This window comes from Campylobacter taeniopygiae, from assembly GCF_005406225.1.
GTDB classification, from domain to species: domain Bacteria; phylum Campylobacterota; class Campylobacteria; order Campylobacterales; family Campylobacteraceae; genus Campylobacter_D; species Campylobacter_D taeniopygiae.
In genome coordinates this window covers 1-12,913 of record NZ_NXLY01000004.1, presented here as the reverse complement: position 1 = coordinate 12,913, position 12,913 = coordinate 1, and the positions used below count along the sequence as shown (strand labels likewise).

The following is a 12,913-nucleotide window of genomic DNA, read 5'->3' as shown; positions in this document are numbered from 1 at the left end:
AAAGCTTTGAAATTATTTTAAAGTTTCAATATATTTATCAACAGCTTCTAAATCAGCTTCGCTTAAGCTATTTAATTGAACTTTCATAATAGCACCTTGGCCAAATTTGTTTCTTGTGCCTGCTTTATATTCTTTAAGTGCTTGTGCTCTTTCTTCAAAGCTTAAAGTTTTAAGAGCTGGAACTTTATTTAAATAAACTTTATCTGCTTTTGCACCGTGGCATACCGCACATTTTTTAAATATAGTTGCACCATCAGCAGCAAAAGCTGAAACACCGATACATGCTAATGCAGAGATTACTAACATTTTTTTCATTTGACACTTCTCCTTAATTTAATTTAATGTCAAAGCTATTATATATCTTATATTTTTATAATCTCCTTAATCATTTCAAAGAATATATTTTTATTTTTTGCAATATTTTTTATTTTAAAAGCTGATATTTTTTTAAAATATACTATAATATTTTTTATGAAAAAAGCGTTATTTTTAGATAGAGATGGTGTTATAAATATCGACAAAAAATATGTTTATAAAATCGAAGATTTTGAATTTTGTGAAGGTATTTTTGATTTGTGTCGTTATTTTTTAAAAAAGGATTATTTGCTTTTTATCATTACAAATCAATCAGGTATCGCAAGAGGGTATTATAGCGAGGAAGATTTTTCTAAGCTTTGTGATTTTTTCTTGAAAGAATTTGAAAAGGAAAAAATTCATTTTTCTAAAATTTATCATTGTCCGCATTTGCAAGATTGCGATTGTAGAAAGCCTAAGCCTGGTATGCTTTTAAAGGCTAAAAAAGAATTTGATATAGATATGGAAAATTCTGTATTTATAGGGGATAATTTAAGCGATATGCAAGCGGGTTTTAATGCAAACATCAAAACTTTGATTTTGGTTAGTCAAGAAAAAAAAGAAGGAAATTTTTTTAAGCAATTTGAAAATTTAAAAGAAGTTTTAAGTTTTTTTGAGAAAGGAAAAAATAAATGAAAATAGCCATTACGGGTGGAGCAGGTTTTATAGGATCTGGACTTGCTTTAGAATTGCAAAAAGATCATGAAATTTTAATCATTGATAAAATGTCAAGCAATGAACTTTTAGATAATGGAAATTTAGAATGTTTTGGACATTTTAAAAATTTGCTTGATTTTGATGGTGAGCTTTACGTTGGGGATATTAAAGATGAAAAAACTTTACAAAAGATTAAAAACTTTAAGCCCGATGTGATTTTTCATAAAGCAGCTATTTCAGATACTACAGTTTATAATCAAAATAAAGTTTTAACAACAAATTTAAATACTTTTAAAGATTTTATAGAATTGAGTATAGATATCAATGCAAAATTGATTTATGCAAGTTCTGCTTCAGTTTATGGTAATCAATCAAGTCCTCAAAAAGTTGGGGTTGAAGATCCTAAAAACCCTTATGCATTTTCAAAACTTATGATGGATAAAATCGCAAGAAAATATTATGATAAAGCCCATCTTGTCGGACTTAGATATTTTAATGTGTATGGAAAAGGTGAATTTTATAAAAATAAAACCGCCTCTATGGTAGTGCAATTTGGCCATCAAATTTTAGCAGGTAAAAATCCTCGTTTATTTGAAAAGAGTGATCAAATTTATAGAGATTTTGTGTATATTAAAGATGCTATTGATGCGAATTTGGTTGCACTTGATTCTAAATGCGGTGTTTATAACGTAGGTAGTGGTGTAGCAAGGACTTTTCAAGATATAGTTGATATTTTGCAAAAAGAACTAGGCACAAATTTACCTTGCGAGTATATTCCAAATCCTTATGTTAAAGCTTATCAATTTCATACTCAAGCTGATCTTTCTAAAGATTGGGCTTATCAGCCAAAATTTAGTCTTGAGGCAGGAATTAAGGATTATTTAGATGAAATTAAACGACTTTTTGAAAAGGAAGTGAATGCTTGAATTTTTAAGTCAGCAAAGACCTAAAATTCTTATTATTGGGGATTTTATGGTGGATAATTACACTTGGTGTGATTGTTCGCGTATTAGTCCTGAAGCCCCTGTTTTAGTGGCAAAAACTTTAAAGCAAGATCAAAGACTTGGTGGAGCTGCAAATGTTTATGCGAATTTAAAAAGCTTAGGAGCGGATGTTTTTGCATTGGGTGTGATAGGCGATGATAGAAATAGTGAATTTTTAAAAGAAAATTTAAAGGGCGAGTTTTTAATCCAAAAGGGACGTAAAACTCCTTTTAAAAATCGTATTATGGCACATAATCAGCAAGTATTAAGGCTTGATGAAGAAGATGTAAATGATATAGTTTTAGAAGAAGAACTCATCGCTTTATTTTGCAAATACATTAAAGATTTTCAAGCAGTGGTTTTGAGTGATTATGCTAAAGGGGTTTTAACTTCTAAGGTATGCAAAGCATTTATACAAAAAGCTAATGAATTAAACATTCCTATTTTAATCGATCCAAAAGGGAGTGATTTTAGCAAATATAGTGGCGCAACTTTACTCACTCCAAACAAAAAAGAAGCTTTAGAGGCTTTAAAATTTGAAAATTTAGATGGAGAGAATTTAGAAAAAGGCATTAAAAAATTAAAAGATGATTTTAATTTAAAATATTCCATGATCACTCTTTCAGAAGCGGGAATTGCAGTGTATGATCAAAAATTACACATTGCACCAGCTAAGGCTTTGGAAGTATATGATGTTACCGGAGCAGGGGATAGCGTGATCGCGGTTTTAGCTTTTTGTTTAGCAAATAAAGTGGATATTTTTAAAGCTTGTGAAATTGCCAATGAGGCAGCAGCGGTTGTTGTGAGTAAAGTGGGTAGTGTGAGTGTGAGTTTTGATGAGATAAAAAGCTTTAAAAGAAGTGATTTGGAGAAAAAAATTGTTAGTAAAAATGAGCTTATGAAAATTTTAAGCGATAAAAATAAAAAAGTCGTTTTTACTAATGGATGTTTTGATATAGTGCATTTTGGGCATATAAAGTATCTTCAAAAAGCGAAAAAACTAGGTGATGTGTTAATAGTAGGGCTAAATTCTGATGAGAGTGTGCGCCGTTTAAAGGGAAGTGAAAGACCTATAAATTCAGAGTTTCAAAGAGCTTGTATGTTGGCGGCTTTTTATTTTGTGGATTTTGTTGTGATCTTTAATGAAGATACACCTTTAAAATTAATCGCGGACTTAAAGCCTGATATCTTGGTTAAGGGTGCTGATTATCAAGGTAAGGAAGTTGTAGGGGCTGATCTTGTTTCAAGGGTTGAATTGATCGAATTTGAAGAGGGTTTTAGCACGAGTAAAATTATAGAAAAAATTAGGAAATAAAATGATTGATCTTATAGAAAAAGAATGGCAAGAGCATCAAGAAGTATTAAAAGCGAGTGAAATTCTTAAAGGACAAATTGCAAAAGTAGGTGAATTGATATGTCAGTGCTTAAAAGAGCACGGCAAAATTCTTATTTGTGGAAATGGTGGAAGTGCTGCAGATTCTCAGCATTTTGCCGCTGAACTTAGCGGTCGTTATAAAAAAGAACGCAAGGCTTTAGCGGGTATAGCTTTAACTACTGATACTTCAGCACTTAGTGCTATAGGCAATGATTACGGATTTGAGTTTGTATTTTCAAGACAGCTTGAGGCTTTGGCAAATGAAAAAGATATCTTAGTGGGAATATCAACAAGTGGAAATAGTCCTAATGTTTTAGAGGCTTTTAAAAAAGCGAAAGAACTCAAAATGCTTTGCATAGGACTAAGTGGAAAAAGTGGTGGCAAAATGAATGAAATTTGTGATTACAATCTTGTTGTGCCAAGTAATGATACAGCAAGAATTCAAGAAATGCATATTTTAATCATCCATGCACTTTGTCAAATGGTTGATGAGAAGTTTTGATGAAAGATTTAAAACCAATTCAGGTTTTAAATCTTTCATGCATTTATGATGTTTTAAAGGGCAAGTTTTTTGCATACAAGGCATACAGTCTAGATTTAAATGCACTAATTTTGCGTTAGGATTTTGCCAAGGCGAGGTTTGAGTAAATTTGGTAGGACCAAAGATAGCTATGGTTTTGATTTTATAAGCAGCTGCTATGTGCATAGGGCCGCTATCGTTTGTGATAAAAAGATCACAAAAAGCTATATTTTGACATAAGGTTTGAATGCTTGTTTTATTGCAAAGATTTTTAGCTTTAATGTTTGATTTTTTTAAAAGCTTTTCGATCTCATCGCAAAGAATTTGTTCGCCATTACCTGCACCAAAAATTAAAATTTCATGGCTTTTTGAAAATTCTTTTGCTACCTCGGCAAAATACTTAGCATCCCAACGCTTAGCACTTCCAAAAGTAGCTCCTGGATTGATCCCTAGAATTTTTTTACCATTTTTAAGTATCAATGGATGTGGAAATCTTGCTTTGATTGGGAGTCGCAGTTCTTTAGAATGAATTTTGAAATTAAAAGAATTTTCTACAAAATAAAGGTATTTTAAAACTTGATGTTCTTCTTTAAAATTACGCTTGTTAAAAAAATATCTTTTTTTCGCTCTTAATATATTTAAAATGATTTTAGAAGATAAGGCCGATCTAAAAGAGATGGCAAAGTCTATTTTAAATTCTTTGCGTAGTTTTAAGGCTTGTTTATAGCGTTTTTTTCTATCCTCTATGATGATTTTAGAATGGGAAAAATTTTTAAAAAGCTGGGTGGAAGCAAAAGATCCATAAAGGATAAACTCAGCGTCTTTAAAATATTCTTTTATGCCGTATAAAGCTACTGAAGCCATCACAGCATCGCCTAACCAAGTGGGAAGATGGATGAAAATTTTCATGAAAACCTTAAAATTTAGATAAAATTTTTTATAATTTTAACAAAAAATTAGGAAAATTATGCCAAAAATCAGTCTTATTATCCCTGTATGCAATGCTCAAAATTTTCTTTCAAGAGCTTTACAAAGTTGCATCAACCAAACTTTTAAAGACATAGAAATTATAATTATTGATGATAAAAGTGAAGATGAAAGCTTAAAGATAGCCTTAGAATTCGCAAAAAAAGATCAAAGAATAAAAATTTTTAAAAATGATAAAAATTTAGGCACTTTTGCAAGTAGAAATTTAGGAGTTTTAAAATCGAGTGCTGATTTTGTGATGTTTTTAGATGCGGATGATTTTTTGCCTTTAAAAGCTTGTGAGGTGGCTTTTTGTAGCATTAAGTCTGAGTTAGATTTGCTTTGTTTTGATGCTTTTGTTCATAGGGTAAAAACTAAGCAATTTTATCGTTTTAAAAAAGATGAAATTTTTACCAAAAAGCAATTTTTAGAGTTTTTAACCAATCAAAAGCATTATTGTTGGTCGGTTTGGGCAAAGGTTTTTAAAAAAGATCTGATCCTTAAAATTTTTGAAAAAATTGATATTTTTGAAAGACTTTGTTATGGAGAGGATGTACTTTTTTGCTATTTTTATTTTATGTTGTGTGAAAAAATAGCTGTTTTTAAAGAATGCCTTTATCATTATGAATTTAATGAAAAAGGTAGGTATGAAAATAAAAATAAAGAAATTTTATGGCAAAATTATCAAGATAAAAAGAAAAGCTTAGAGATCTTAAAAACAATCAAAAATGATTTTTGGGAATTTAACGAAAAGTTTTTTTTGAATTTGGAAAAAGAAATTAAGGGTTTAGAAGGAAGGTTGTAAATGAAACAAGAAGTGAGTAGTTTTTGGTATACCCCCCCCCTATATAAGGGTATAGGCTTAATGGAATTATTATCTATAAAATCTTTTTTGGATAATAACTATAAGTTTATACTCTATACTTACAATCTTGATGATAAAATTTTTAATAAACTCAATGAAATATTTGATGATTTTGAGCTTAGAGATGCTAATGAAATCGTTTCTTTTGATGAATATTTTAGTGATGATAGAGGAGCTGGTGTAGCTGCCTTTAGTGATTATTTTAGATATAAAATGCTTTACATCAAAGGAGGAGTTTGGGTTGATCTTGATATGATTTGTTTAAAAAATATTGATTTAGATCAAGAGTATATCTTTTCTCAAGAGATTGATGAGGATGAAAATTTTCCAAGAATTACAACCTCTTTTTTAAAATTTCCTCAAAATTGTGAATTTGGGAAAATTCTTATAAATGAAGCAGAAAAAATTATAGATTATAAAAAACAAATTCCTTGGGGAGTTATAGGTCCTTCATTTTTAGCAGAGCAAGTTGAAAAAAATCAGCTAAAAAATCATGCTTGGGATTATAAAAAAACATGCCAAATTCCTTGGGAGAGAGCTAAAGAATTTATCCAAGAAAACGTTGTTTTGGATGCAAATCAACCTTTTATCCATCTTTTTTCAGAGATGTGGAATACATATGAAATGAATAAAAATTATTTTTATAAAAATGGAATTTATTCTGATTTGCTAAAAAAGCATGATATTGTCAATCTTGTTTTGGATGTTGGTTATAAATTTTCCCTAAAAGATCGTTTTTATAATCAAATCTTATTTTTTAAAAAAATAAGATTTTATTTTCGCTATCCAAAAAAACTTTTTAAAAAAATATAATCATGCCTAAAATCTCAATCATCTTACCAACTTATAATGTAGAACCATACATAGAAAGAGCTTTGCAAAGTTGTATCAATCAAACCTTTAAAGATATAGAAATCATAGTTGTAGATGATTGTGGCAATGATAAAAGCATAGATATAGCTAAAGAGTATGCTAAAAAAGATGAGAGAATAAAAATTGTTCATAATGAAAAAAACTTAGGTTTATTAAGGGCAAGATATGAGGGTGTAAAAGCAAGCAATTCTTCTTATATTATGTTTTTAGATCCTGATGATTATTTAGAATTGAATTTATGCGAAAAAATAGTTGAAATTTTATGCGAAAATGATATGGTTTGTTATTCATTATTTAAACAAGATAAAGAAATGCAATTTGTTAAAAATGATGAAGAAATTTCTCAAAAACTTAATTTAGATGATTATTTAAGCCATTGCGCTAATTCTAAAAAATGTTATTGGAATTTATGCGGAAAAGTTATTAAAAAAGAAAAATATTTACAAGCTTATCAACATGCCAAACATTTTGGAAAAATCAACATGGGAGAAGATTTGCTTATCTTTCTTTATTTGTTATCATTTATAAAAACAATTTATTTTTTATACTCTCAAAATTATGGATATTATTATTGTTTCAATATTTTCTCTTTGACTCTATCCTATGATAACAGAAAATACAATGAGCAAATAAAAATTTTAAATTTTATAAAAGAAAATTTTTTAACCTTAAAAAAAGGATTAGTTGATAAGTTTTATTTTATAATTTTTTTAGATTTATGTCTTTACAAGGAAGAAAATCTTTATAGTTTTTATAAGCAAAATATTTCTAATACTTTTTTGCTTTATGTAAAAAAGAAAATGTTTAAAATAAAAAGAAGATTGATAACTTTGACAAAGAAAATTTTAATAAAATTATATTTTTAAAACCGATTTCCAAAGTTTTAAAATTTGTTGAGAGCTGAAATTTTCTTCAACTTTAGCTTTGGCATTTTTTCCAAATTCTTTTCTTAAATTTTCATCATCCATTAAAAGACAAAGTTTATTAGCAAATTCGTTTAAATCTCCATCTTTAATCAAAAATCCACTTTTTTCATTATCTATGATATCGCTAGGTCCTGTATTGATATCAAAAGCTATAGTGGGAATTTGATAACTTGAACTTTCTAGCAATACCATAGGAAAACCTTCATAGTAACTTGTCATAACATAAATACTTGCTTTTAAGTATTCTTTTTCAATTTCTTTGGTAAAGGGTTTTAAAATGATAGATTTTTGTAGATTTTTTTTATTTATTTCTTTTTGAATTTCTTTTTTTAAATATCCATCCCCTACAATGTGAAGAGCCCATTCTTTATAAGATTCTTTTTTTTGTAAAATCTCCCAAATTTCTATAAGTCTTAAAAAACCTTTTTCGTGGGAAAACCTGCCAACAGCTAAAACGATTTTATTATTAAGATTTGATGATATATTTGGGGTTTTTTGTAAAAAGTTAGGAATTATTTCTATTTGTTTATGAAAATATTTTTTATAAAAATCAATTTCTTTTGAACATAAAATCACAATAGTATCAAAAAAGTTTAAAGCTTTACATGATTTATAAGTATTTGTGTAATTTCCATGCAATATTTTAATATATTTAGTTTTTTTATTTTTTAATAATGGTATTAAAATGTCATAATCATTTGAAATAACCGCATCAAAAGAATTTATAAATTTAGACCATTTTAAACTTAAACAGGCATATTTGAAAAATTTTAAATATTTATTTTTATAAAATAAAGAATTTTCACAAGGAGGAGTGTTTCCGATATATTTAATTTGTGTATTTTCAGGGATTTGAAAAGATAATGTTTCATTTTGTTTATAAAAGCTTAAAATAGTAATATTAACATTGCAAGTTTGAAACATTTTGGCTAAATTAATAACCGCTCTTTCTGTCCCACCAAAAACACTTAAATCAAAAATAGTCAATAAAATACTTTTTTTCATTATATATGCCGAATTTTTATTTCTATGTTATAATAAAAATATAAATATAATCTTAAAAAAAGTCATTTTGTTTGCAATTAGAGTAATTTATATTTTATTAACAAGCATTTTTAAGGACAATCATGCCTAAAATTTCAATCATCTTGCCCACTTATAATGTAGAACCATATATAGAAAGAGCTTTACAAAGTTGCATTAATCAAACCTTTAAAGATATAGAAATCATAGTTGTAGATGATTGTGGCAATGATAAAAGCATAGATATAGCTAAAGAGTATGCTAAAAAAGATGAGAGAATAAAAATTGTTCATAATGAAAAAAACTTAGGAACCTTTGCAAGTAGAAATATAGGAGTTTTAAATTCAAACTCATCTTATATCATGTTTTTAGATCCGGATGATTATTTGGAATTAAATGCTTGCGAAGTGTGTTTGATAAACATAAAAGATAATAATTTATTGCAATTTGGTTGCAAAAAAAATGAAAATAATGAAATCTCTTTTTTAAATCCAAGAGTAAAAGATTATCAAGAATTTAAAAAAATATTAATTGTTTTTGTCAAATGCCTTGGAATTTATGTTTTTTAATGATTAAAAAAGATTTTTTTATTGAAAGAATTCAAAAAATTGATCGTAGATTTGTTTATGCTGAAGATATGCTAGTTTACATTTCTTTGATTAATGAAAAAATGGTTTTTATTGAAGATTGTCTTTATAATTATATGATTTGCGAAAGTTCTATTTGTAAAGAAAATGATCAAAAATATGATATTTATTTAGAGGATTTAAATTTCGCTCTTAGGGTGATTGAAAAAATGAATTTAAAAAAGAATATCTTAAGATATTATTCTTATTTTATTAAGATGAATATATATTGGTTTTTACATAAAAGTCATAAAATTTCTTATTTGAAATATAAATTTTTAAAAAAGAAAGAAAAAGCAAAGAGAATATATTATATTCTATTGTCTAAAATTAAAAAAAATAAAGAGTTATAATGAATAATCCTTTAATAAGTATTATTATCCCAATTTATAATGTGGCACCATATTTAAAAGAATGCATTGAGAGCGTAATTCATCAAACATATAAAAACTTAGATATTATTTTAGTTGATGATGGAAGTAATGATGAAAGTTTAGAAATAGCTTTAGAATATCTACAAAAAGATGAAAGAATTTTTCTCATTTCAAAAGAAAATGGCGGATTGAGTTCAGCTAGAAATGTAGGGATAGAATTTATAAAAGGAACCAAACTTAGATCTTTTTTTGAAGATAATAAAGAAGAAGATATTATCTCTTTTGAGAAAACTCATACTTTTGAAAAAACAACAAAAATAATAAAAAAAGAAGATATAAAATCAAATTTTAAACAAATTCAAAAAAGATATATTAAAACCAATTTAGAAAATATCAATGACTTTATAATACAAGAATTGCCTAACTCTATAATACATTTTTTAGATTCTGATGATTATTTTTTAAAAGATTGTATAGAATTATGTGTTGAAAATATGATTAAAAAGAATTTGGATATTTGCATACATAATTTTGATGAATTTCATGAAAATGATTGCAAATTTATAAAAAATCCTGACACAAATTTGATGAGTAAGAGTAAAAAAGATTTTTATGAAAATGGTATAGAACTATTGCAAGAAAATAGTTTTTTTAGTTTTTATTTTGCTTGGCAAGGAGCTTTTGATATTGCTATTTTAAATAATTATGTTCTTCGTTTTACTCATGGAATTTATCATGAAGATCATGATTTTGGAACCATACTATTTTGTTTAGCAAAAAAAATATATTATACGGAAAAAGCTTTAATGATTTATAGGATAAGAGATAATTCTATAATAAATTGTAAGGAAACTAGCGTCCCTAAAAAATTGCCTAAAAATTTAGAACCTTTAAGAAAATATTTTAATAATTATCAAGAACTTAGAAGATATTTTATAGTTTATAGTTTTTTAATGATTGCAAAAAAATTATTTTTATTTAATGTTAATTTTAAAAATACATTAATCAGTCAAAGTTTAAAAGAATATTATAATCCTTATTTTGATCAAAATTTTTATAACGATCCTTTAAGAGTAAATGAGATTGTAAAAATTTTTATAAAAAGATTATTTTTTTATAAGATATATAGAAAAATAAGATTTTACTTTCGTCACCCAAAAAAACTTTTTAAAAAGGATAATCATGCCTAAAATCTCAATTATATTATGCAAGTAGAAATAATAATAATCAGATTGATAATAAATTTTTATTTTATTATTTATTTATATTTCATTAGCTAAATATACATTATTTCGATTTAGTTTATTAGTTTATAAATATTTTAAAAAAACTTTTTGTATAAATTTAAATTGAAAATTGAAAGAAAGATGGTAAACTAAAGAAAAAGAAAATATATTGCATTTTAAAGGAAAAAAATGTATCATCTAGTCTTTAGTGCAGATGAAAATTATATAAAATACACATCAGTTTTGATAACAAGTATTATCTTAAATACAGACAAAAATAAAAAAATTCAAGATTTTGATAAAAATTCAAATATAAAAAATGAAAAGTATTTTTTTCATATATTGAGTAATTTTGTAAGCGATAAAACTAGAGAAAAACTTTTAAATTTACAAAATGCTTTAAATGAAATTTTTCCATGTAAAATTATCATACATATAAAAAATGATGAAGATTTTGAAAATTTTCCTACGAGTGGTGCTGCACATAGTTTAAAATTGCCTTATTATCGCTTAAGATTGAGTTCTATTTTTGATGAAAGTATAAAAAAATGCCTTTATCTAGACTCTGACATGCTTTGCATGTGCGACATAAGGGAACTTTTTTCTATAAATTTAAAAGATAAAATAGTAGGGGTTGTAGGGGATCCTGGCTCTAAAAAATCAAAAATAAAATTTAAAGAAAACGATAAAAAGAAAATTTTTTATTTTGATGAAAATTATTTTAATTCGGGATTATTGCTGATCAATTTAGAAGAATACAAAAAGCATAGTATCGAGCAAAAATGCGAAGAACTAGCAAGCAAGTGCTATTATATAAAAGCAGCCGATCAAGATCTTTTGAATGCTACAATACATTATAAACATCAATTAAAATTAGACTTTGCTTATAATTTTAGCACTATTGCATTTTGCTATGTAATTTGTAAAGATGAAAATAAAAATAGATTAAACTACACAAGAAATGAATTTAATAAAAGTATTAAAAATCCAAAAATACTTCACTATGGAGAAAAACCTTGGAGGTTTTTAAAATCTTATTTTGATTACAAGGGTACAAATATAAATGAATATTGGTGGGATATGGCTATTAAAACTCCTATTTTTAATGAAGAATTATTAAAAAGTAAAAAAAATATAACAAATCATTTATTGTGTGCCGGTTTGGGTAGAGAACTTTTTAATGCTGCTTTAAAATTTAATTTTCCAAAAATTAAATTTTTGATTAAAAATACAAGTAATGATGAAAAATATATGCAAAGAGCAGAAAGTATTGAAGATGATTTTTTTGGAATTTGTTGTATATTAGGAATTGCTATTTCTTATGCTAGATCTCACAAAAAAAACTTATTTAGTGTTTATTTAAAAGCCTTAAAGATGATTTATAATTTTAAAAAATATCATTTTAGATCAAGAATTTAAAATTTCATTCCATTGTTCCATTACTTTTTCTTTGCTGAAATTTTCTTCAACTTTAGCTTTGGCATTTTTTCCAAATTCTTTTCTTAAATTTTCATCATCCATTAAAAGACAAAGTTTATTAGCAAATTCGTTTAAATCTCCATCTTTAATCAAAAATCCACTTTTTTCATTATCTATGATATCGCTAGGTCCTGTATTGATATCAAAAGCTATACTAGGAATCTGATAATTTGCACTTTCTATTAAAACCATGCCAAAACCTTCCCAATGGCTAGTCATTACGTAAATACTTGCTTTTAGATATTCTTTTTCAATTTCTTTAGTAAAAGGTTTTAAGATAATAGAATTTTCAAGATTTTTTTCTTTTATTAAGGTTTTAATGTTTTCTTTTAACTCTCCATCGCCAACTAGGGTTAAAGTCCAATCTTTATAAGTGTCATTTTTTTGAACAATTTCCCAAATTTCTATAAGTCTTAAAAATCCTTTCTCATCATTGGGAGTAAATCTACCCACGCTAAGAACATTTTTTTGAAAGAGATCGCTATTTTTTGATGAGATAAAAGGTAAAAAATTAGGAATGGTAAAAACATTTTTATGATGTTGTTTCCAAAGATGGATTTGTTTATTTGTATAAAACCGCTTTTCAAATCAAAGTCATTTGACACTTAAAATCAAAGTCAAAAAATACGACTTTGATTTCTAATGCAAAATTTGAGTATATTTTGT

12 protein-coding genes and 3 pseudogenes are annotated in these 12,913 nt (G+C 26.2%); 11 read left to right on the top strand and 4 right to left on the bottom strand.

The window, feature by feature from the left end:
- Positions 1-12 precede the first annotated feature (12 nt).
- On the bottom strand, positions 13-315 hold the full coding sequence (locus tag CQA75_RS02550; RefSeq protein WP_137623495.1) for a c-type cytochrome: 303 nt from the start codon (positions 313-315) through the stop codon (positions 13-15).
- A 137-nt stretch (positions 316-452) separates the two neighbouring features.
- Here CQA75_RS02550 and CQA75_RS02545 point away from each other — a divergent pair.
- The 4 genes and pseudogenes from CQA75_RS02545 (at position 453) to gmhA (ending at position 3,871) form a co-directional block, all read left to right on the top strand.
- Positions 453-990 (top strand): annotated as a pseudogene (locus CQA75_RS02545) (D-glycero-alpha-D-manno-heptose-1,7-bisphosphate 7-phosphatase).
- The gene (gene rfaD, locus CQA75_RS02540; protein WP_137623493.1) at positions 987-1,937 is read left to right on the top strand and encodes an ADP-glyceromanno-heptose 6-epimerase; all 951 of its coding nucleotides are present in this window, start codon (positions 987-989) and stop codon (positions 1,935-1,937) included. The pseudogene CQA75_RS02545 and the gene rfaD overlap by 4 nt, the downstream one beginning before the upstream one ends.
- Entirely contained in the window at positions 1,930-3,309 is a 1,380-nt protein-coding gene (rfaE1, locus tag CQA75_RS02535; protein WP_137623492.1) for a D-glycero-beta-D-manno-heptose-7-phosphate kinase, read from the top strand. The genes rfaD and rfaE1 overlap by 8 nt, the downstream gene beginning before the upstream one ends.
- A gap of 1 nt (position 3,310) precedes the next feature.
- The gene (gene gmhA / locus CQA75_RS02530) at positions 3,311-3,871 is read left to right on the top strand and encodes a D-sedoheptulose 7-phosphate isomerase (RefSeq protein WP_137623491.1); all 561 of its coding nucleotides are present in this window, start codon (positions 3,311-3,313) and stop codon (positions 3,869-3,871) included.
- Here the strand turns inward: gmhA and waaF are convergent.
- Positions 3,827-4,798 carry a lipopolysaccharide heptosyltransferase II gene (gene waaF / locus CQA75_RS02525; RefSeq protein WP_137623490.1) on the bottom strand — a complete coding sequence of 324 codons (972 nt, stop codon included), beginning with the start codon at positions 4,796-4,798 and terminating at the stop codon, positions 3,827-3,829. The two genes, gmhA and waaF, sit on opposite strands and share 45 nt — an antisense overlap.
- Positions 4,799-4,856: 58 nt before the next feature.
- Between waaF and CQA75_RS02520 the strand changes: the two genes are divergently transcribed.
- Genes CQA75_RS02520 through CQA75_RS02510 form a run of 3 tightly spaced genes read left to right on the top strand, consistent with a single transcriptional unit; the run spans position 4,857 to position 7,459 of the window.
- Positions 4,857-5,660 carry a glycosyltransferase family 2 protein gene (locus CQA75_RS02520; RefSeq protein ID WP_137623489.1) on the top strand — a complete coding sequence of 268 codons (804 nt, stop codon included), beginning with the start codon at positions 4,857-4,859 and terminating at the stop codon, positions 5,658-5,660.
- Complete coding sequence (locus tag CQA75_RS02515) at positions 5,661-6,533, top strand: glycosyltransferase (protein WP_137623488.1); 873 nt, start codon at positions 5,661-5,663, stop codon at positions 6,531-6,533.
- A 2-nt stretch (positions 6,534-6,535) separates the two neighbouring features.
- A complete protein-coding gene (locus CQA75_RS02510; RefSeq protein ID WP_137623487.1) occupies positions 6,536-7,459 on the top strand; it encodes a glycosyltransferase family 2 protein in 924 nt (307 codons plus the stop codon).
- On the opposite strand, the gene CQA75_RS02505 is transcribed toward CQA75_RS02510, so the two are convergent.
- A complete protein-coding gene (locus tag CQA75_RS02505) occupies positions 7,448-8,524 on the bottom strand; it encodes a glycosyltransferase family 4 protein (RefSeq protein ID WP_137623486.1) in 1,077 nt (358 codons plus the stop codon). The two genes, CQA75_RS02510 and CQA75_RS02505, sit on opposite strands and share 12 nt — an antisense overlap.
- 122 nt (positions 8,525-8,646) lie before the next feature.
- On the opposite strand from CQA75_RS02505, the pseudogene CQA75_RS09380 reads away from it, so the two are divergent.
- The 4 genes and pseudogenes from CQA75_RS09380 to CQA75_RS02485 form a co-directional block, all read left to right on the top strand.
- Positions 8,647-8,955 (top strand): annotated as a pseudogene (locus CQA75_RS09380) (glycosyltransferase family 2 protein); the annotation flags it as partial.
- Positions 8,956-9,110: 155 nt separating this feature from the next.
- Positions 9,111-9,521 (top strand): hypothetical protein, encoded by a 411-nt coding sequence (locus CQA75_RS09375; RefSeq protein ID WP_137623484.1) that lies wholly within the window; start codon positions 9,111-9,113, stop codon positions 9,519-9,521.
- Positions 9,521-10,732: a glycosyltransferase family 2 protein gene (locus CQA75_RS02490; RefSeq protein ID WP_137623483.1), complete on the top strand. Its 1,212-nt coding sequence runs from the start codon at positions 9,521-9,523 to the stop codon at positions 10,730-10,732. Before CQA75_RS09375 ends, CQA75_RS02490 begins: the two co-directional genes overlap by 1 nt.
- Before the next feature lie 225 nt (positions 10,733-10,957).
- A complete protein-coding gene (locus CQA75_RS02485; RefSeq protein ID WP_137623482.1) occupies positions 10,958-12,187 on the top strand; it encodes a glycosyltransferase family 8 protein in 1,230 nt (409 codons plus the stop codon).
- On the opposite strand, the pseudogene CQA75_RS02480 reads toward CQA75_RS02485, so the two are convergent.
- Positions 12,176-12,811, bottom strand: a pseudogene (locus CQA75_RS02480) (glycosyltransferase); the annotation flags it as partial. The gene CQA75_RS02485 and the pseudogene CQA75_RS02480 overlap by 12 nt on opposite strands.
- Positions 12,812-12,913 lie beyond the last annotated feature (102 nt).

What these genes read in the sequence shown, in the direction of transcription:
- CQA75_RS02550 (WP_137623495.1), bottom strand. Translation starts at nt 315, where the DNA reads ATGAAAAAAATGTTAGTAATCTCTGCATTAGCATGTATCGGTGTTTCA.
- rfaD (WP_137623493.1), top strand. Translation starts at nt 987, where the DNA reads ATGAAAATAGCCATTACGGGTGGAGCAGGTTTTATAGGATCTGGACTT.
- rfaE1 (WP_137623492.1), top strand. Translation starts at nt 1,930, where the DNA reads ATGCTTGAATTTTTAAGTCAGCAAAGACCTAAAATTCTTATTATTGGG.
- gmhA (WP_137623491.1), top strand. Translation starts at nt 3,311, where the DNA reads ATGATTGATCTTATAGAAAAAGAATGGCAAGAGCATCAAGAAGTATTA.
- waaF (WP_137623490.1), bottom strand. Translation starts at nt 4,798, where the DNA reads ATGAAAATTTTCATCCATCTTCCCACTTGGTTAGGCGATGCTGTGATG.
- CQA75_RS02520 (WP_137623489.1), top strand. Translation starts at nt 4,857, where the DNA reads ATGCCAAAAATCAGTCTTATTATCCCTGTATGCAATGCTCAAAATTTT.
- CQA75_RS02515 (WP_137623488.1), top strand. Translation starts at nt 5,661, where the DNA reads ATGAAACAAGAAGTGAGTAGTTTTTGGTATACCCCCCCCCTATATAAG.
- CQA75_RS02510 (WP_137623487.1), top strand. Translation starts at nt 6,536, where the DNA reads ATGCCTAAAATCTCAATCATCTTACCAACTTATAATGTAGAACCATAC.
- CQA75_RS02505 (WP_137623486.1), bottom strand. Translation starts at nt 8,524, where the DNA reads ATGAAAAAAAGTATTTTATTGACTATTTTTGATTTAAGTGTTTTTGGT.
- CQA75_RS09375 (WP_137623484.1), top strand. Translation starts at nt 9,111, where the DNA reads ATGATTAAAAAAGATTTTTTTATTGAAAGAATTCAAAAAATTGATCGT.
- CQA75_RS02490 (WP_137623483.1), top strand. Translation starts at nt 9,521, where the DNA reads ATGAATAATCCTTTAATAAGTATTATTATCCCAATTTATAATGTGGCA.
- CQA75_RS02485 (WP_137623482.1), top strand. Translation starts at nt 10,958, where the DNA reads ATGTATCATCTAGTCTTTAGTGCAGATGAAAATTATATAAAATACACA.